Annotated in this window: 14 protein-coding genes and 1 tRNA gene; 3 read left to right on the top strand and 12 right to left on the bottom strand. The window is 66.2% G+C overall.

What is annotated here, in order from left to right; genetic code table 11:
- Positions 1 to 68 precede the first annotated feature (68 nt).
- Positions 69 to 1154 carry a tRNA (uridine(54)-C5)-methyltransferase TrmA gene (gene trmA, locus ACNFBT_RS14985; RefSeq protein WP_416750541.1) on the bottom strand — a complete coding sequence of 362 codons (1086 nt, stop codon included), beginning with the start codon at positions 1152 to 1154 and terminating at the stop codon, positions 69 to 71.
- Positions 1155 to 1347: 193 nt separating this feature from the next.
- Positions 1348 to 2643: an NCS2 family permease gene (locus tag ACNFBT_RS14990; protein WP_416750543.1), complete on the bottom strand. Its 1296-nt coding sequence runs from the start codon at positions 2641 to 2643 to the stop codon at positions 1348 to 1350.
- 277 nt (positions 2644 to 2920) lie between these two features.
- Between ACNFBT_RS14990 and ACNFBT_RS14995 the strand changes: the two genes are divergently transcribed.
- Positions 2921 to 3412 (top strand): SecDF P1 head subdomain-containing protein, encoded by a 492-nt coding sequence (locus ACNFBT_RS14995; RefSeq protein ID WP_416750545.1) that lies wholly within the window; start codon positions 2921 to 2923, stop codon positions 3410 to 3412.
- A 187-nt stretch (positions 3413 to 3599) separates the two neighbouring features.
- Here the strand turns inward: ACNFBT_RS14995 and glyA are convergent, their stop codons facing one another.
- Together glyA and ACNFBT_RS15005 are read right to left on the bottom strand one after the other, a co-directional pair.
- Positions 3600 to 4853 (bottom strand): serine hydroxymethyltransferase, encoded by a 1254-nt coding sequence (glyA, locus tag ACNFBT_RS15000; RefSeq protein WP_416750547.1) that lies wholly within the window; start codon positions 4851 to 4853, stop codon positions 3600 to 3602.
- 417 nt (positions 4854 to 5270) lie between these two features.
- Positions 5271 to 9437, bottom strand: a complete 4167-nt coding sequence (locus ACNFBT_RS15005; RefSeq protein ID WP_416750678.1) for an EAL domain-containing protein — start codon at positions 9435 to 9437, stop codon at positions 5271 to 5273.
- Positions 9438 to 9828: 391 nt separating this feature from the next.
- On the opposite strand from ACNFBT_RS15005, the gene ettA reads away from it, so the two are divergent.
- Positions 9829 to 11493, top strand: coding sequence for an energy-dependent translational throttle protein EttA (gene ettA / locus ACNFBT_RS15010; RefSeq protein WP_416750548.1), 1665 nt, complete (start codon positions 9829 to 9831; stop codon positions 11491 to 11493).
- 79 nt (positions 11494 to 11572) lie between these two features.
- Here ettA and ACNFBT_RS15015 read toward each other — a convergent pair whose 3' ends face one another.
- Entirely contained in the window at positions 11573 to 11872 is a 300-nt protein-coding gene (locus ACNFBT_RS15015; RefSeq protein WP_416750550.1) for a hypothetical protein, read from the bottom strand.
- A 213-nt stretch (positions 11873 to 12085) separates the two neighbouring features.
- On the opposite strand from ACNFBT_RS15015, the gene gdhA reads away from it, so the two are divergent.
- On the top strand, positions 12086 to 13420 hold the full coding sequence (gene gdhA, locus ACNFBT_RS15020) for an NADP-specific glutamate dehydrogenase (RefSeq protein WP_416750552.1): 1335 nt from the start codon (positions 12086 to 12088) through the stop codon (positions 13418 to 13420).
- 85 nt (positions 13421 to 13505) lie between these two features.
- On the opposite strand, the gene ACNFBT_RS15025 is transcribed toward gdhA, so the two are convergent.
- From ACNFBT_RS15025 to ACNFBT_RS15055, 7 genes are all read right to left on the bottom strand, one after another.
- Entirely contained in the window at positions 13506 to 14537 is a 1032-nt protein-coding gene (locus tag ACNFBT_RS15025; RefSeq protein WP_416750554.1) for a cytochrome-c peroxidase, read from the bottom strand.
- A gap of 123 nt (positions 14538 to 14660) precedes the next feature.
- Complete coding sequence (locus tag ACNFBT_RS15030) at positions 14661 to 15020, bottom strand: hypothetical protein (RefSeq protein ID WP_416750555.1); 360 nt, start codon at positions 15018 to 15020, stop codon at positions 14661 to 14663.
- A gap of 102 nt (positions 15021 to 15122) precedes the next feature.
- On the bottom strand, positions 15123 to 16148 hold the full coding sequence (rtcA, locus tag ACNFBT_RS15035) for an RNA 3'-terminal phosphate cyclase (RefSeq protein WP_416750557.1): 1026 nt from the start codon (positions 16146 to 16148) through the stop codon (positions 15123 to 15125).
- A 52-nt stretch (positions 16149 to 16200) separates the two neighbouring features.
- Complete coding sequence (locus tag ACNFBT_RS15040) at positions 16201 to 17421, bottom strand: RtcB family protein (protein ID WP_416750559.1); 1221 nt, start codon at positions 17419 to 17421, stop codon at positions 16201 to 16203.
- On the bottom strand, positions 17418 to 17816 hold the full coding sequence (locus ACNFBT_RS15045) for a zinc-ribbon domain-containing protein (RefSeq protein ID WP_416750561.1): 399 nt from the start codon (positions 17814 to 17816) through the stop codon (positions 17418 to 17420). Before ACNFBT_RS15045 ends, ACNFBT_RS15040 begins: the two co-directional genes overlap by 4 nt.
- A gap of 31 nt (positions 17817 to 17847) precedes the next feature.
- A complete protein-coding gene (locus ACNFBT_RS15050; RefSeq protein WP_416750563.1) occupies positions 17848 to 18993 on the bottom strand; it encodes a slipin family protein in 1146 nt (381 codons plus the stop codon).
- Positions 18994 to 19344: 351 nt separating this feature from the next.
- Positions 19345 to 19417 (bottom strand) — tRNA-OTHER (locus ACNFBT_RS15055).
- Between the last annotated feature and the right edge of the window lie 84 nt (positions 19418 to 19501).

Genomic DNA, 19501 nt, shown 5'->3' on the forward strand with positions numbered 1-19501 from the left:
CCTAGCCCCTGGCGTGGAGGGCGCCGCCCAACCCTTGGTTGGGCGGCCCGCTGTTGGGCGAAGAGTGCTCAGCGGCGGGTCAGCAGCACGCCGGCTTCCATGTGGTGGGTGTAGGGGAACTGGTCGAACAGGGCACAGCGGCTGACCTGGTGGGTGTCGTGCAGCTGGGCGATGTTCTGCGCCAGGGTCTCCGGGTTGCAGGAGATGTACAGGATGTTGTCGAAGCGGCGGGTCAGCTCGCAGGTGTCCGGGTCCATGCCGGCGCGTGGCGGGTCGACGAACACGCTGCCGAAGTCATAGGACTTCAGGTCCACGTCGGCCAGGCGGCGGAACGGGCGCACGTCGTTGAGCGCCTGGGTCAGCTCCTCGGCGGAGAGGCGCACCAGGGTGACATTGTCGACGGCGTTGTCGGCCAGGTTTGCCAGGGCGGCGTTCACCGAGGTCTTGCTGATCTCGGTGGCCAGCACCTTGCGCACGCGGGTCGCCAGCGGCAGGGTGAAGTTGCCGTTGCCGCAGTACAGCTCCAGCAGGTCGTCGTCGCGCTGGCCGAGCGCTTCAAAGGCCCAGTTGAGCATCTTCTGGCAGACCTCGCCGTTGGGCTGGGTGAAGGCGCCTTCCGGCTGGCGGTAGCGGAAGGTGCGGCCGGCGACGGTCAGTTCTTCGTTCACGTAATCACGACCCACGACCAGGCGCTTGCCGCGGGAGCGGCCGACGATGCTCACGCCCAGCTCGGCGGCCAGTTTCTCGGCGGCGGCCTGCCAGGCGGCGTCCACCGGGCGGTGGTAGCAGAGGGTGATCAGCGCATCGCCCGCCAGGGTGGTGAGGAACTCCACCTGGAACAGCTTGTGGCCCAGTGTCGGCTCGGCCCAGGCGGCCTTCAGGCGCGGCATCAGCTCGTTGATGCGCAGGCTGGCGATGGGGAACTGCTCAATCAGGATCGGGGTGTGCTTGTCGCCCTGCTCGAACATTGCGTAATGGCGCGCCTCGCCTTCACGCCACAGGCGGAACTCGGCACGCAGGCGGTAGTGTTCGCGCGGCGAGTCGAACACCTCCGGCTCCGACGCGGCGAAGGGCGCCAGCAGCTCGCGCAGGCGCGCGGCCTTGTCGGCCAGTTGGCTGTCGTATTGGGAGGGATCGAAACGCGGACTGCTCATGGGGAAACTCTTCAAAGGGGCCGGGCTTACCCAGGCCGCTTTCTTTTTTAGGGATAACTCGCAACTATTGGGGCTCGCGAGCTAGGTCAGACAAGGCGCCAGATCGATTCGGAAGCGGAGTTTACGTCTGTAAATGAGCATTCCGAATCGATTTGGCAACGCAGTATGGCCGACGCGCAGCAGCCCCCTTCACTCAAGCGTTGAACCAGCCCAGCTTGATCACGAAGAGCACGGACAGGATCACCAGCGCCGGGTTCAGCTCGCGGAAGCGGCCGGACAGGAGCTTGCAGGCAGTCCAGGTGATGAAGCCGAACGCGATGCCGTTGGCGATGGAGAAGGTCAGCGGCATGGCCAGCGCGGTGACCACCACCGGCGCGGAGACGGTCAGGTCGTCCCAGTCGATCTCGGCCAGGCCCGAAGCCATCAGCACGGCGACGAAGAACAGTGCCGGCGCGGTGGCGAAGGCCGGGACGTTGCCCGCAAGCGGGGCGAAGAACAGCGCCAGCAGGAACAGCGCGGCCACCACGATGGCGGTCAGGCCGGTGCGGCCGCCGGCGGAAACGCCCGCCGCCGACTCGATGTAGCTGGTAGTGGTGGAAGTACCCAACAGCGAACCGAACATGGCGGCGGTACTGTCGGCGATCAGCGCGCGGCCCATCTTCGGCATGTGCCCGTCCTTGCCCATCAGGCCGGCGCGCTTGGCCACGCCGATCAGGGTGCCGGAGTTGTCGAACAGGTCGACGAAGAGGAAGGCGAAGATCACGCTGGTCAGGCCGATGTCCAGGGCGCCCTTGATGTCCAGTTGCAGGAAGGTCGGCGCCAGCGACGGCGGCATCGACACCACGCCGCCGAACTTGGACACACCCAGGGCGATGGCGATGAAGGTCACCACCAGGATGCCGATCATCACCGCGCCGGTCACGCGGCGGGCTTCCAGGGCGACGATCAGGATGAAGCCGAGGATCGCCAGCAGTGGCTCGGGCTTGGCCAGGTCACCCATGCCCACCAGGGTGGCGGCGTTGGCGACGACGATGCCCGACTCCTTCAGCGCGATCAGCGCGAGGAACAGGCCGATGCCCGCGGCGATCGCCGAGCGCAGTGCCAGCGGGATGCTGTTGATGATCCATTCGCGGATGCGGAAGATCGAAATGATGAAGAACATGCACGCGGAGAGGAACACCGCACCGAGCGCCACCTGCCAGGTGTGGCCCATGTGCAGGACCACGGTGTAGGTGAAGAAGGCGTTCAGCCCCATGCCGGGTGCCAGGGCGATCGGGTAGTTGGCGATCAGGCCCATGATGGCCGAGCCAATGGCCGCCGCCAGGCAGGTAGCGACGAAGATCGCGCCCTTGTCCATGCCCGTCTCGCCGAGGATGCTCGGGTTGACGAAGAGGATGTAGGCCATGGTCAGGAAGGTGGTGATACCCGCCAGGATCTCGGTACGCACATTGGTGTTGTGCGCCTTGAGTTGGAACAGCTTTTCCAGCATGTTTGGCTCCCCGTGGCGCTGCTCGCGCCGTTGTCGTTCTGGCCGGGAAAAGCAAAGCACAGGCGCGAAGGGCGCGCGTGCGATTCTTGTGGCCGGCAAAAAGGCGCGCATGATACCAGCTCGTCCTGCGCCGGAGAATTTCTGACCGGACCGCCAGCATCCGTTCGTCATCCAGCATAGTCGCGGGCGCCGACCAAGGGCGTGCAACTTGTGCCACAAAGGTGGTCTGACTCTCTATGACCGCGGCCGACCGGCCGCTCTGCCTGATCCGCATTCGATGAAACGCTCGATACCGCTCCTTTTCGCCGCGCTGCTGGCCGCCTGCGCCGGTGCTCCACCGACCGCCCCGCAGCACAGCTTCGACGTCCACGCCCTGGCCGAGCACCCCTCGGCCAGTACCCGCACCCTGGCCGACCCGCAGGGCAAGGCGGTACTGGTGGTGACCCAGCCGGCCCTGACCCAGCGCGATGTACAGCAGGCGCAACTGGCCAGCGTCGCCGACGGCAAGCCGGCCGTGCAGGTGCAGTTCACCCCGGACGCCAGCCAACGCCTGGCACGCCTGACCCGCGAGGAGCAGAGCAAGACCCTGGCGGTGGTGATCGATGGGCAATTGCGCCTGCTGCCGAAGGTGGACCGCCCGGTGACTGACGGCCGTGTGCTGCTCCAGGGGTTCGCCAGTCGGGCCGAGGCGGAGACCCTGGTGCGGCGGCTCAATGCGCTACGGCATGTTCCGGTTCAGCCGGAGCAGGGCGTGGGTGGGCAGCCGTAGCTTCTTTATAGAAAGGCCTACGAGAAGTGGCTTTTCGTAGCGCGAATAACCTGGAACAGGTTGTCCGCCGATGGCCCGGTGGCGGATAACGCTGGCGCGTTATGCGCCCTATGAGGCTGACTACCGCTACAAATGAAAAAGCCCGGCAGATGCCGGGCTTTTTCGTATCTCGGTTCGCGGTTTGGGCTTAGGCGCCGTATACCGGGAACTTGGCGCAGATGGCCTTGACCTTCTCGCGCACGCCGTCCACCACGGACTCGTCGCCCATGTTGGTCAGGATGTCGCAGATCCAGCCGGCCAGCTCGCGGCACTCGGCTTCCTTGAAGCCGCGGGTGGTAACGGCGGGGGTGCCGATGCGCAAGCCGGAAGTAACGAACGGGGAACGCGGGTCGTTCGGCACGCTGTTCTTGTTCACGGTGATGAAGGCGCGGCCCAGGGCGGCGTCGGCATCCTTACCGGTGATGTCCTGCTTGATCAGGGACAGCAGGAACAGGTGGTTCTGGGTGCCGCCGGAAACCACGTCGAAGCCGCGCTCGATGAACACGCTGGCCATGGTCTGGGCGTTCTTCAGGACCTGCTGCTGGTAGGCCTTGAACTCGGGCTGCAGGGCTTCCTTGAAGCACACGGCCTTGGCGGCGATCACATGCTCCAGCGGGCCACCCTGGGCGCCCGGGAAGACGGCGGAGTTCAGCTTCTTCTCGATCTCTTCGTTCTTGCGAGCGAGGATCAGGCCGCCGCGCGGGCCGCGCAGGGTCTTGTGGGTGGTGGTGGTGACCACGTCGGCGAACGGTACCGGGTTCGGGTAGACGCCAGCGGCGACCAGACCGGCCACGTGGGCCATGTCGACGAACAGGTAGGCACCGACCTTGTCGGCGATGGCGCGGAAGCGGGCGAAGTCCAGCACCTGGGAGTAGGCGGAGAAGCCGGCGACGATCATCTTCGGCTTGTGCTCGACGGCCAGACGCTCGACTTCGTCGTAGTCGATCAGGCCGGCATCGGTGATGCCGTACTGCACGGCGTTGTACAGCTTGCCGGAGGAGGAAACGCTGGCGCCGTGGGTCAGGTGACCGCCGTGGGCCAGGCTCATGCCCAGGATGGTGTCACCGGCATTGAGCAGGGCCAGATAGACGGCGGAGTTGGCCTGGGAGCCGGCGTGCGGCTGGACGTTGGCGTAGTCGGCGCCGAACAGTTGCTTGGCGCGGTCGATGGCCAGCTGCTCGACGACGTCGACGTACTCGCAGCCACCGTAGTAGCGCTTGCCCGGGTAGCCTTCGGCGTACTTGTTGGTCAGCACCGAACCCTGGGCTTCCATCACCGCCGGGCTGGTGTAGTTCTCGGAGGCGATGAGCTCGATGTGCTCTTCCTGGCGCTGGGCTTCCTGCTCCATCGCGGCGAAGAGTTCGGCATCGTAGCGGGCGAGGGTCAAATCACGGCTGAACATGGCGGTCCTCTTAAGGATCGGGTGCTGGGGGAAAGGCGCGCATTCTAACCCAAGGCGGCTGTGCTGGCACATGAAAGGCGGTCATGTGGCGGACAAGCGGGCTTCAAGGCGTGGATGCCGGCGGAATTGGGCGCGATTTGGCGCTCATTGCGAGACCGGGTTGGCGGAGGAATTTCGCGGACAAGGTCCGCTCCTACAGGAGTCCCCTGCGCAGGCCAATCACCCTAACCTCTCCCAGAGGGCGAGGGGACCGTTCGGGGAAGGAGAGATGCCATGGCTTCAGCCGGCACAATCTGCCCCCTCTCCCTCCGGGAGAGGGCTGGGGTGAGGGCGGTCTACGCACCGGACTCTGCCCGTAGGAGCGGACCTTGTCCGCGAAGGCGCCGGTCGGGCGCACGAAAGTAGGGGCAGGTTGCCTCAGCCCAACAGGAACAACGCATTGCTGGCGAACAGCGCCGCGAACTGGGCCGCCGGCACCGGGCGGCCGAAGAGGAAGCCCTGTACCTCGTCGCAGCCGTGTTCGCGCAGGAAGTCCAGCTGCTCGTGGCTCTCCACGCCCTCGGCGATCACCATCAGGTTCAGGCTGTGGGCCATGGCGATGATGGCGCGGGCGATCTGCGCATCCTGCTCGCCGTGGGGCAGGCCGTCGACGAAGCTGCGGTCGATCTTCAGCACGTCGATGGGGAACTGCTTCAGGTAGTTGAGCGAGGAGTAGCCGGTGCCGAAGTCGTCCACCGCGATGGCCAGGCCCAGGCGTTTCAGGCCGCGGAGAATCTGCATGGCCTGGGACACGTCGCTCATCAGGATGCTCTCGGTCAGCTCCAGCTCAAGGCACGCCGGCGGAATGCCGGTGTCCCGGAGGATGCCGGCGATGCGCTCGCCCAGCTGGCCATCGGCGAATTGCCGGGCGGAGAGGTTCACCGAGATCTTCGGTACCCGCACCTTGTCGCGGTGCCAGGACTTGAGTTGCAGGCAGGCCTGCTCCAGCAGCCAGTCGCCGACCTGGGCCACCAGACCCAGTTCTTCCAGCACCGGGACGAACTCCGTCGGCGGGATCAGCCCACGCTTGGGATGCTGCCAGCGCAGCAGCGCCTCGGCGCCGGTCAGTCGGCGGCCGTCGCCGGTGAACTGCGGCTGGTAATGAAGGATGAACTCTTCCTGCTCGATGGCGCGGCGCAGGTCGCTTTCCAGTTCCAGGCGCTCCAGGGCGCGGGCGTTCATCTCGGCCTGGTAGAACTGGAAGTTGTTCTTGCCCATTTCCTTGGCGTGGTACATCGCCGTGTCGGCGTTCTTCATCAGTTGGCTGAGCTCGGCTCCGTCCTGCGGCGAGAGCGCCACGCCGATGCTGGCGGTGACGAAGAATTCGCGGCCTTCAAGGGTGAAGGGGCGGGCGAGGCTGGCGAGGATCTGCTCGGCCACCTGGATCGCCTGCCGCAGCGCCCGTTCCCGGTCGCCCTGTCCGGGCAGCAGCAGGGTGAACTCGTCGCCGCCCATGCGCGCCACGGTGTCGTCGTCGCTGACGCAGTGGCTCAGGCGTTCGGCCACTTCCTTGAGCATGCGGTCGCCCGCGGCGTGGCCCAGGGAGTCGTTGATCGGCTTGAAGCGGTCGAGGTCGAGGAACATCAGCACCACCCATTGCTGGTGCCGCTCGGCCTGCAGCAACGCGGTGTGCAGGCGGTCCTGGAACAGCGTGCGGTTGGGCAGGTGGGTCAGGGCGTCGTAGTAGGCCAGGCGGTGGATGCGTCGCTCGCTGGCCTTGCGTTCGCTGATGTCGCTGAAGAAGCAGACGAAGCTGACCAGGTCGCCTTCCTCGTCGTGCACGGCGGTGATGCCGACCCAGGACGGATACAGCTCGCCGTTCTTGCGCTTCTGCAGGATCTCGCCTTCCCAGCTGCCGCTGCGCAGCAGGCTGTCCAGCACGTGCTTGAGCTGGTTGGCTTCCTGGCGGTCGGCGGTGAGCATCCGCGGCAACTGGTCCAGCACTTCCTCGGCCCGGTAGCCGGTGAGGCGGGAGAAGGAGTCGTTGATCTGCACGATGTAGCCGACCGGGTCGGTGACCATGATCGCCGCCGTGGAGTGCTCGAATACCGTGGCGGCCATGCGCATTTCGCGCTCGGCGCGGCGTTGCTGGCTGATGTCGCGGGCGACGCCGAGCAGGCCCTCGAAGCCGCCGTGGTCGTCCCACATCAGGGCGATGCGCAGTTCCACCGGGATCTTGTGGCCGTCGGCGTGTATGCAGTCGAGGGTGAACAGTTGCGGTGCGGTGCTTTCGCGCAGCTCGGCGAGGCGCGTGGGCTCGCCGATGGCATCGTGCAGCCGGTCCAGCAGCGCGGTGAGGCGTTCCAGCTGCGCCGGGTTGGCGGCCACCTGCTGGAATCCGTTCTGCAGCATCCAGTCGGCGCTGTAGCCGAACACCTGCTGGATCGACGGGCTGACGTAGTTGAGCTTGACCTGGGCGTCGGTGGAAACGATTACGTCGCTGATGCTCTCGGCCAGCATGCGGTAGCGGCGGCCGCTCTCGCGCAGGGAGTTGTGCGCCTCGACCGTGGCGGTGATGTCCTTGGCCACGCCGATCAGCCGGGCCACGCGGCCGGCGGCGTCACGGGTGAAGGCCTGTTCGCGGATGTCGAACCAGTGCCAGCTGCCGTCGCGGTGACGCCAGCGCAACTGGCTGTCGAGCAGCAGGCCATCGCCCACCACCTGCTGCAGGTTGCGCACGCGCCAGTAGTATTCGACGTCGTCCGGGTGCAGGACCTTTTCCCAGAAGCGCTCGCCCATGGCGCGCAGTTCGTCGGCGCTGTAGCCGAGCTGGTAGCCGAGGTTGTGGTTGCTGAAGATCACCCGGCGCGCGGCGATGTCGTGGATATAGAGGGTGTCGGGTACAGCGCGTACCGCATCGGACCAGAACTTCTCGCGCTCGACCAGCGACAACTCGACCTGCTTGCGCGAGGTGATGTCGGAGAGGCTGAGGGTGACCGCGTGGAAGTCCTGAATCATTTCCGGCACCCGCAGTTGCAGCCAGAGGTGGCGCTGTTCGCCCTGGCGCGTCTGGATGCAGGCTTCCAGCTCGACCATGCCGTGGCCGGCCAGCACCGCCTCGAGCACCTTGCTGCGCACGCCGTCCGGTCGCATGCCGGCACTGCCGATCAGAATCTGCCAGGCCTGCTCGGTGGTGCTGACGCCCATCAGGCGCTTGGCGACGTTGTTGATCTCGGTGATGCGCACCTGGCGCAACAGCCCCGGCAGGCGCTCGGGTTGCGAGGCGATCCATTCCTGCAGGTCGTTCTGCCGACGCAGGTTGAGGTCCACCAGGTTCTGCCGCAGCGCCGACAGGTCGAGCACGCAGAGGGCAACGCCGACGCCGTCGAAGATGTCCTGGTAGCGCCGCCGCGTCTCTTCGAGGATGTGCAGCGCCTGCTGCTCCTCGGTGACGTCGCGCAGCACCCAGACCTGGCCGCCATGAGGCAGGTTGCCGCGCAGCAGCCACGGCAGCTCCGGGGCGAGGGGATTGTCGTCCAGCGGGCGGCGGCTGACCGCGAACAGGCGCGCCTGCCCGGTGTGGTTGACGCGGACCAGTTCGGTGCTGCCGCTGTCCGGCAGGGCGATGTCACCGTTGAGCTGTGCGCCCAGCCCCGGCAGGAGTTCCAGCAGGTGATGATTGGCGGCTTGCTCGGCCTGGATGCCGAACAGTTGCTCCGCCTGCGGGTTGAGGTAGGCCAGGCGGCCGTCGGCGCGGGTCACCAGCACCCGCTCGTCGATGGCACCCAGCGCCTGCGCGGCCTGGCGCAGGCGTTGCTGGGAGTCGGCGGTGAGCGCGCGCAGGTTCTGCTGTTCGCGCTGCAGGCGCAGCAGGGCGCCGCCGGTGACGCCGGCGAGCAACAGCAGCAATGCCAGCTCCCCGACCAGTCGTGGCAGCAGCGCGGCGCGCACGTGCTGGACGTCGAACAGCGGGCGCAGTTGCCAGTCGGTGTTCTGGATCGGCAGTCCTGGGAGGCTCTGCGCCTGTTCCAGTGGCGAGGCGGCGGTGAGCGGGCCGGGCCGGGAACCGCTGGAGCGGCCGAGAACCTTGTGCCGCACCTGGTCTTCGAGAATCCACGGCGGCGCTTCCGGCCGGATCTGTGCGACCCAGCCACGACGGGCGAGTCGCTCGTCGAGGCGGATGATGCTGTCCCCTTCGCCGGCCGCGGTGGCCCGCAGCCAGACGTAGAACACGCCGCCGTTCTCTTCGCTGAAGGCGTAGTGATAGTCCTGGCGGCCGCCGCGCTCGCGCAGGGCGACGATGAAGGCCGCGTCCTTGAAGCCGATGGCGGAGTCGCGCAGTGGCACGCCGTTGCCATCCAGGCGCACCAGGCTGTGGAAGGAGGGATAGATGCGGCGCAGCCCGTTGAGCAGGGCGGGTTCGCCGTCGACGTCGCCGCGGTCGTCGCGCTGCCGGAGCAGGGCCTGGGCGGCCATTGCCTTGAGCTCCAGGGTCAGCGAGATGCGCTGGGCCAGCTGCTCGCTGTGCAGCACCACCCGCTCGCGCTCGAAGCGCTCCTGGTTGCGGAACTCCTGGTGCAGTTGCCAGGCCAGCAGGCCGAGCATCAGCAGCACCAGCAGCAACAGGGCGGTACGGCTCGCCACGCGGCCAGGTCTGGTCAGGGTGTCCGTGGATGAGCGGGGTGTTGTAGACAAGGACCTGTTACCTGGGGGCGATACGGCGGAATTCGGCAGGGTTAGGATGCCCGGAAGTACGGCGATGTGCCAGCACGGCCGACGAGCGTCGTTTGCCCTTCCTGGCCCATTCCGGTAGCTTTGCCGCACGCGCGCGGGTGAAATGTCCGCGCCACGACTCGCGCGAAGGCCCTGAACCGGCCGTTCGCGCCCACCGGTGGGGCGCTCCACCGTATCCGGCCAGCAGCGCCGGCGATCCGGAACCTGCCGCAGTCCGTTCCGGCCCATTCCGATCACTATTCATCCCAGAAGTCAGGTATCCATGGCTCAATACGTCTACACCATGCATCGGGTCGGCAAAGTCGTGCCGCCCAAGCGTGAAATCCTCAAGGACATCTCCCTGTCGTTCTTCCCCGGCGCCAAGATCGGCGTGCTCGGCCTGAACGGCGCGGGTAAATCCACCCTGCTGCGCATCATGGCTGGCGTCGACACCGAGATCGAAGGCGAAGCCCGCCCGATGCCGGGCATCAACGTAGGCTACCTGCCGCAGGAGCCCAAGCTTGACCCGCAGGCCACCGTGCGTGAGATCGTCGAAGAGGCCGTAGGCCAGATCAAGGCCGCCCAGGCCCGTCTGGACGAAGTCTATGCCGCCTACGCCGATCCGGATGCCGACTTCGACGCCCTGGCAGCCGAGCAGGCCAAGCTGGAAGCCATCATCCATGCCTCCGACGGCCACAACCTCGAGCGTCAGCTGGAAGTCGCCGCCGACGCCCTGCGCCTGCCGCCGTGGGATGCCAGGATCGAACACCTCTCCGGTGGCGAGAAGCGCCGCGTGGCGCTCTGCCGCCTGCTGCTGTCCGCCCCGGACATGCTGCTGCTGGACGAACCGACCAACCACCTGGACGCCGACTCCGTCGCCTGGCTGGAACACTTCCTCCACGACTTCCCGGGCACCGTGGTGGCGATCACCCACGACCGTTACTTCCTCGACAACGTCGCCGGCTGGATCCTCGAACTGGACCGTGGCCACGGCATCCCGTTCGAAGGCAACTACTCCGGCTGGCTGGAATCCAAGGCCAACCGCCTGGCCCAGGAAGCCAAGCAGGAAGCCTCCCACGCCAAGGCCATGAAGGCCGAACTGGAATGGGTGCGCCAGGGCGCCAAGGCCCGTCAGTCCAAGTCCAAGGCCCGCCTGCAACGCTTCGAGGAAATGCAGTCGCAGGAATTCCAGAAGCGCAGCGAGACCAACGAGATCTACATCCCGGCCGGTCCGCGCCTGGGCGACAAGGTCATCGAGCTGCACAACGTCAGCAAGGGTTACGGCGATCGCGTACTGATCGACGACCTGTCCCTGAGCATTCCCAAGGGCGCCATCGTCGGCGTGATCGGCGGTAACGGCGCGGGTAAATCCACCCTGTTCCGTATGCTGACCGGCAAGGAGCAACCGGACTCGGGCTCCATCGTGATCGGCGAGACCGTACAGATCGCCAGCGTCGACCAGAGCCGTGACAGCCTGGAAGGCACCAAGACCGTATGGGAGCAGGTCTCCGACGGTTTCGAGCAGATCAAGATCGGCAACTACGAAGTTCCGTCGCGCAGCTATGTCGGCCGCTTCAACTTCAAGGGCGCCGACCAGCAGAAGTTCGTCAAGGACCTCTCCGGTGGTGAGCGTGGCCGTCTGCACCTGGCCCTGACCCTGAAGCAGGGCGGCAACGTGCTGCTGCTCGACGAACCGTCCAACGACCTCGACGTGGAGACCCTGCGTGCGCTGGAAGAAGCGCTGCTGGACTTCCCCGGCGCCGCCATCGTGATTTCCCACGATCGCTGGTTCCTGGACCGTATTGCCACCCACATCCTCTCCTACGAGGACGACGGCAAGGTGACCTTCTTCGAAGGCAACTACACCGAGTTCGAAGCCGATCGCAAGAAGCGCCTGGGCGACGCGGCCTCGCAGCCGCACCGCGTGCGTTACAAGAAGCTGGCGTAAGCCGCTTCTGCATGAAAACGGGGCCTTCGGGCCCCGTTTTCGTTTCTGCGCTTGCTTCGGCAGGTCAGCTGCCGGTGCGTCAGCGGCTGCGCTTGAGGTCGTCCATCGCGCGTTGCTGCTCGTCCAGCCGGCGCTCAAGCTTGTCGATCAGCCGCGCCTGGTCATCCAGGGCGCGCTGCTGCGCCTCGAGCTGTTGGGCCATCCGCTTGAGGTCGTCGGTGCTGAAATCCGACTTGTGAAGGGTCTCATTGTCGAAGGTGTCCGCCACCAGCAGCGGCCCGGATTGGGTGAAGTTGCCCAGCTTCATGGCCGCCTGGGTGGGAAGGCTGGTGCTGGCGAGCGCTGCGGTGAGCAGGAGAATGGTGAGTCGGACGGTCATGGCGCTCCTCGTTGGATTGCTGGTTTGAGTGCGATCTCTATTGATTTTGTATACAAGAATCTGGTTTTCTGCAGTGGCCGGAGAATCTTGGTTTATATATTTGCACCAAAAAGATTCATAAAAGCGTCACTTTGCACTATCTGTGTGCGTTTCAGCTTGTTAGAGTCGGCCGGCAAAAAAGCATCACATAACCAGAAAAGTACCGGTGTAGACATGACGCAATCCGTTGACTCGTTCCTCGAGCGCCTCAAGCGGCGCGACCCCGATCAGCCCGAGTTCCACCAGGCGGTGGAAGAGGTGCTGCGCTCCCTCTGGCCGTTCCTCGAAGCCAATCCGCATTACCTGCAGGCCGGCATCGTCGAGCGCATCGTCGAACCCGAACGCGCGATCCTGTTCCGCGTGCCGTGGGTGGATGACGCCGGGCGTGTACGAGTCAACCGTGGCTTCCGCGTGCAGATGAGCAGCGCCATCGGCCCCTACAAGGGCGGCCTGCGCTTCCACCCCTCGGTGAACCTGGGCGTGCTCAAGTTCCTGGCCTTCGAGCAGGTGTTCAAGAACTCACTGACCTCGCTGCCCATGGGTGGCGGCAAGGGCGGCTCGGACTTCGACCCCAAGGGCAAGAGCGATGCCGAAGTCATGCGCTTCTGCCAGTCGTTCATGAGCGAGCTGTTCCGCCACGTCGGCGCGGACCTCGACGTGCCGGCCGGTGACATCGGCGTTGGCGCCCGCGAGATCGGCTACCTGTTCGGCCAGTACAAGCGCCTGTCCAACGAGTTCACCTCGGTGCTGACCGGCAAGGGCCTGGCCTACGGCGGCAGCCTGATCCGCCCGGAAGCCACCGGCTACGGCTGCGTGTACTTCGCCCAGGAAATGCTCAAGGCCCGCAACAGCGGTTTCGACGGCCAGCGCGTGGCGATCTCCGGTTCCGGCAACGTCGCCCAGTACGCGGCGCAGAAGGTGATGGAACTGGGCGGCAAGGTGATCTCGCTGTCCGACTCCGAAGGCACCCTGTTCGCCGAGGCCGGCCTGACCCTGGAGCAGTGGGAAGAAGTGATGGAGCTGAAGAACGTCCGTCGCGGCCGTCTCAGCGAAATGTCCGGCCCCGGCCTGCGCTTCCTCGCCGGCCAGCGTCCGTGGGCGCTTGCCTGCGACATCGCGCTGCCCTGCGCGACCCAGAACGAGCTGGATGCCAACGACGCGCGCACCCTGCTGGCCAACGGCTGCATCTGCGTGGCCGAAGGCGCCAACATGCCGTCGACCCTGGAAGCTGTGGATATCTTCCTCGAAGCCGGCATCCTCTACGCGCCGGGCAAGGCGTCCAACGCCGGCGGCGTCGCCACCAGCGGCCTGGAGATGAGCCAGAACGCCATGCGCCTGCTGTGGACCGCCGGTGAGGTGGACCAGCGGCTGCACGGCATCATGCAGAACATCCACCACGCCTGTGTGCACTACGGCGAGGAGAATGGCCGGATCAACTACGTGAAGGGCGCCAACATCGCCGGCTTCGTCAAGGTCGCCGACGCCATGCTGGCGCAGGGCGTGGTCTGATCATCCCGGCAGCATGAAAAACGGGCCCGATGGGCCCGTTTTTCATTTCAGCCGGTGCAGTGTGTGCCCAGCGGTGTTGATTCGATCAATCCACCGGCCGCGGCGTGGTCGCGGTGCTCGGCGGCAGAATCGGGTACTCCACCTGCGGCTGCTTGCCGGTGAGGGTCTTGAGGAAGGCGACGATATCCCCGACTTCCTCCGTGGAGAGCTGTTTCCCCAGTTGCGCAGTGCCCATGATCGCCACCGCTTCCTCCAGGCTCCAGACCTGTCCGCTGTGGAAATACGGTGCGGTCAGCGCCACGTTGCGCAGTGGCGCGGCGCGGAACACGTACTGGTCGTTCGGCGTCTTGGTCACCTCGAAGCGGCCCTTGTCGCCACTGGGCAGAACCTTGTCGTCCGGTTTCTTCACCAGGCCGAACGGGAAGTAGGCCTGGCCGCCCAGGTTCACGCCGTTGTGGCAGCTGATGCAGCCGGAGCTCATGAAGGTCTGCAGGCCCTTCTTCTCCCTGGCGTCGAGGGCGTTGTCGTCACCCTTGAGGTAGAGGTCGAAGCGCGAGTCGGGGGTGATCAGGGTCGATTCGAAGGCCTGCAGGGCGCGAGCCATGTTGTCGAAGCTGACCGGCTGATTGTCGCCGGGGAAGGCCTTGCCGAATGCCGCGACGTACTCGGGCATGCTCCTCAGCGTGGCCTCGACGTTCTTCGGCGTGTTGTGCATCTCCACCGGGTTCTGCACCGGGCCCTTGGCCTGTTCCTCCAGGTCCTTGGCGCGGCCATCCCAGAACTGCGCGACGTTGAACACCGCGTTGAACACCGTGGGCGAGTTGCGTGCGCCTTTCTGCCAGGCATGGCCGCTGGAGGTCGGCACGTTGTCGGCGCCGCCGGTGCCGATGTTGTGGCAGGTGTTGCAGCTGATCACGTGGCTGGCGGACAGGCGGGGCTCGAAGAACAGCTGCCGGCCCAGCTCGATCTGGCCGGGGTCGAGCGTGTCGCTGGCCTGCTCCGGGATGGGCTTGAAGAGGCTGTTGGCGTGGTCGCGCAGGGCATCGGCATTCGCGCAGGTGGCGGCGCTGCTCAGCGCCAGCAACAGGGCGGTCAGGGACAGTTTGAAGGGCTGCATCGGGCGTCTCCACTCTCGGGCTATTGGGGCTTGTCCGAGTTCAAGGAGAGGGCAGGGTCGATCCGGCTGGATTGACGGAAATCAAATGGGTGGGCGTGTTCGCCTCGAAGTGTTGCGGCAGTCTCAGTTCCCGTGCAGGGGGCGGGTCAGTGCGCGGTCCTTCTCCCGCTCCCAGTCGCGGTCGCGATCACTGTTGCGCTGCGACTCATAGCGTTGGCGTTCCTGGCTCAGGTACTGGCCCTGGCACTGCTGGAAGCCATCGCTCCAGCCGAGGGCATACGGCTTGTCGGCGAGATAACGCGACACGTTCTTGCGGAACTCGCCGGTGATGGCGCCCGCTGCCTGGCGGCCACTGCCGCAGCCATCGTCGAAGCCGTCGGCGTAGGCGGGCGGATAGCCTTGGGCGATGAGCGTCTGGTGGGTTGTCTCGCAACCGGCCAGCGGCGCGAGTAGAAGCAGGATGAAGATGGCGCGGGGCGCCATGGAAACTCCCGTGTGCCACTGGGCGGGCGCACGCGCCGGATGGAGAGGCACGCCCCGGCAGGGGCATGGCGGCAATCTATCCAGCGAGCTGTGAGGAAAGCGTCAAGCCGGCGTGATCGCGATGTGCTGCCCGTCTGCCGTCGTCGGCTGGCAGTGGATGCGTACCGGCAGAAAGGCCTCGATGACCGCGCGGTTGCACCGCAGGTGATCGCTCAGCAGCGGTGTGGTGAAGCTGCCGCCGCCGGCCAGGGCCATCGGCAGCAACAACTGGTCCGCCAGGTGCTCGTCCACGGCGGTACCGCTGCCGCGCCACGCATCGGCCTGCCGCAGCGCCTGGTCGGCGACCCGCTCGGCGCTGATGCCCGGCTGGCCGAAGGCGCAGAACACCAGTGTCAGGTGTTCGCACTCGATATCCAGCAGCAGGGCGTTACCCGGTCCCTGGTCTTCGGGCAGGCGTACCACCTTGGTGCTGGCAGTGCTCCATCCCTTGTGGCGGCGGACTCGCTCCATCTCGCGCTCGGCGACGTGGCCGGGCACGCCCGTCAGCAGGACGCGGGCTGAACGCGAGCGCTCGGGCCCCACCTCCATCAGATGCAACGGCTGCAGTTCGCCGGGCTGCACGCGCACTGCCAGCTCGCCGCCACCGGCCGGCATGAAGCCGTGGCGCAGCAGCTCGAAATCCACGTGCGCACCCATGCGCCGCAGCAGCGGCAGCCAACTGCGCTCGATGAAGTCCGCCGGCGGCGCCAGCGGGTTGTGGGTGCCGCCGCTGATCGCAAGGCGGCTCGGTGCATCGGCGAACAGCAGCGCTGGCAGCAGGGTTTGCAGCACCAGCACGGCGCTGCCCGCGCTGCCGATGGTGAAGCGGTAGTCGCCGCCGTGGATCGCACCGGGGCGGAAGGTCAGGCTGCGCGAACCCAGCTCCGCACCATCCACCGCCGCCCCGCTGATTTCCGCTGCCGCCCGCACCGCCGTCAGGTGCTGACGCAACAGCCCCGGCCGTGAGCGCCGGCCACGGATATTGACGATGCGCAGCGCCTTGCCGGTGATCATCGACAGGCTCAGCGCGCTGCGCAGGATCTGCCCGCCGCCTTCGGCGCCATCGAGTTCGATCAGGTCCTTGTTCATCGTTCGATTCCTTGTCTTGCAGTCGACGCGAGCTGTCTCAGCCCGCGCCGCTCTATCCCTTCACGCACACCACCTGACGCAGGGTATGCAGCACTTCCACCAGCTCGCGCTGGGCGTTCATCACCGCGTCGATGTCCTTGTAGGCCATGGGGATCTCGTCGATCACATCCTTGTCCTTTCGGCATTCGACGTGGGCGGTGGCGCGCACCTGGTCTTCCACGGTGAACAGCTTCTTGGCGCGGGTTCGGCTCATGGTCCGGCCGGCGCCGTGGCTGCACGAGCAGAAGGCCTCCTCGTTACCCAGCCCGCGGACGATGAAGCTCTTGGCACCCATCGAGCCGGGGATGATCCCGAGTTCGCCCTTCTGCGCGGACACCGCGCCCTTGCGGGTCACCAGGATCTCTTCGCCAAAGTGGCGTTCCTTCTGCACGTAGTTGTGGTGGCAGTTCACCGCTTCCAGGCTGGCCTCGAACGGCTTGCGGATCACTTGCCGAGCGGCGGCGATCACCGCGCGCATCATCAGCTCGCGGTTCTGCCGGGCGAAGTCCTGGGCCCAGCCCACGGCTTCCACATAGTCGTCGAAGTGCCGGCTGCCTTCCTCGAAGTAGGCCAGGTCGCGGTCCGGCAGGTTGGCGATGTGCTGGCGCATATCGGCCTGGGCCAGTTCGATGAACAGGTTGCCGATGGCATTGCCCACGCCGCGCGACCCGCTGTGCAGCATGAACCACACGCGGTCGGCCTCGTCGAGGCAGACCTCGATGAAGTGGTTGCCGGTCCCGAGGGTTCCCAGGTGGTGGCGGTTGTTGGTCTTCTCCAGCTTCGGGTACTTGCCGGTGATCGCCTTGAAGCGGCCGGCCAGTGCCTTCCAGGCGTCATCGGCGTGCTCCGGTACGTTCTCCCAGGCGCCCTGGTCGCGGCGGCCGAAGGTCTTGCCGTGGGGCACGGCCTTCTCGATGGCGCTGCGCAGGCCGTGCAGGTTGTCCGGCAGGTCGGCCGCCATCAGCGAGGTGCGTGCGGCGATCATGCCGCAGCCGATATCCACGCCGACCGCAGCCGGGATGATCGCGCCCCGGGTGGGGATCACGCTGCCGATGGTCGAGCCTTTGCCCAGGTGCACGTCCGGCATCACGGCCAGGTGCTTGAAGATGAACGGCATCTTCGCGGTGTTCATCAGTTGCTGGCGGGCGTCCTCCTCCACCGGCACGCCCTGGGTCCAGAGCTTGATCGGCTTGCCGTTGGCGACTTCCAGCAGTTGGAACGTGGTGTTTTTCATGCGCTGAATCTCTTTGGTTCGGGGGCGAGCTGACCGGGAGCGGGTTGCGCCCGGCCGTCGCGAATTCGTTTGTTCAATCGGCACGCTCGGCAGCGTATGGCCGTGGAATAGACCTGCCCTTTGCAGTCCTCGTACCACCACTTCTGCTGTGCGGCGGTCCAGGTTTCCCGGGCTCCGCAGTCCTGGCAGGTAAAGGTCTTATCCTCGTACCAACCGCGCCGGACAAAAAGTGGATCGCCATAGCTGTTGTAAGGCGCCAGGTTGGAGCGGCTGACCGGGAAGGTGCCCACGGGGCCGGCTGGGGCCATGGGCTGTTCAATGGGCCGAGTCTTCCTCGCCTTGCGACGTTCTCGCGCCAGGCGAATTTCCCGCCGGCGTTGCTTGTTGCTTTTCACGGCACCTTCTCCTTCGCCGGGCAGGCCCTGTTCAGGCCTGCTTCAGCGTTACCAGTCCATTCAACACCTGATCCAGGCCGCCGAATACCGAGATGCGGTCGATCCGCTCGGCCACCCGTTCCAGGGTTTCCAGTTCCTTCAGGCGCAGGGCGGTGGGGTTTTCTTCCATCACCTTGGCCGTGTTCAGCAGCGAGCGGGTCGCCGAGGTTTCCTCGCGGCGGCGGATCACGTTGGCCTGCGCGGCCTTCTCCGCTTCCACCACCTGGGCCAGCAGCGCCTTCATCTCGCCCGGCAGGATGATGTCGCGCACGCCCAGTCCGCTGACCTCGATGCCGGTGCCGGACAGCCGTTCCTTGAGGTGGGCGCCGACCGACTCGTCGATGAGCTGCTTGTTCTCCAGCAGTTCATCCAGCGAGCGGGTGCCCACCGCCGCCCGCAGGCCGAACTGCAGCTCGCGGTACAGGTGCTCCAGCGGCTTGGACAGGCGCGAGTACGCCATCAGTACGTCGCTGTAGTGCCAGTTGGCGGCCAGGTTCAGGCGCAGGCTCACCTTGTCGCGGGTGAGGATTTCCTGGCCGCTGACTTCCAGCGCCTGGATACGGGTGTCGATCAGCTCCACGCTCACCTGGCGGTTGTAGCGCCAGAAGCCGTACTGGCCCGCCGGCAGCAGTTCGACGACCGCGCCGTCGACCTTCAGTACGCCGACCTGGTAGGCCGGCACTTGCGCCATCAGTACCGCGTCCAGGCCGGCGAGGCTGCGGCCGCGCAGGTTAGGCTGGCTCAGTTGGGCCAGCAGCGGGGCGGCCAGCCGGTAGTCCTGGCTCAGGTCGATGCGCTCCAGGCGCTGTTCGGTCTGGCCCTTCCAGTACAGCCGGCGGCTGCCCGGCGGCAGGATTTCCGCCAGCACGCCGTCTTCGAAGCGCAGGCCTGCTTCGTTCTCGGTCAGGTCCATGCGGGTGAAGTAGCGTTCGACCAGTGCAGGTTCGGACTGGCGCAGGTAACCGGCCAGGCGGTGCTCGAACAGCGGGGTGTTCAGGCTGAAGGTTTCCACGCTCAGGCGGTTGTACAGGTCCAGATGGCGGTGGATGCCCGGCTCGAGGAGGGCCAGGAAATCGCCTTCGGAGTACAGCAGGCCGCGTTCGTTCTTTTTCACGGTAAAGCGCTTCAGCAGTTTCATTTCTCTCTTCCTTCTTTTCTCTTGTCCTGGTGCCGGTGCTTGCCGGCCCGCCGGGTGGCGCGGATGGAGCCTGCGAGAGGCGGGCGCTGCGGACGTCCTGTCCAGGCGGCCGATTCCTTCGGCCAGCGTCTGCCTTGTCGCAAGCCCGGTCCGCGTACCGGGCGGGCCGGCGGTGGCTGCGGGTCCTTGGCGTATCCGGCCGTCCTGGCCTCGTTTTGCCTGTCCCGTCGCCGCACCGGCGGGGTGTTGCATTCATGCGTAACTGCCGTGGGAGGGCAGTGTTCGAGCGGGAGTCGAACCCGCGACAGGCCATTTCGTGGATGGCTGCTCTAACCGGACTGAGCTATCGAACTGCGCGGGCAGGATTCGAACCTGCGACCTCTCCCTCGAAGGGGGGGGCTCTACCGGGCTGAGCTACCGCGCAATCGACCGTGACTGCTGCAGCGGCATGCACGAAGCCGACACCAGGGGTGGGCTCGGGCACCGGCGGGAATTGGAGTCCCTGCCC

The sequence above is a fragment of the Pseudomonas sp. NY15181 genome, assembly GCF_048068055.1.
GTDB lineage: Bacteria > Pseudomonadota > Gammaproteobacteria > Pseudomonadales > Pseudomonadaceae > Pseudomonas.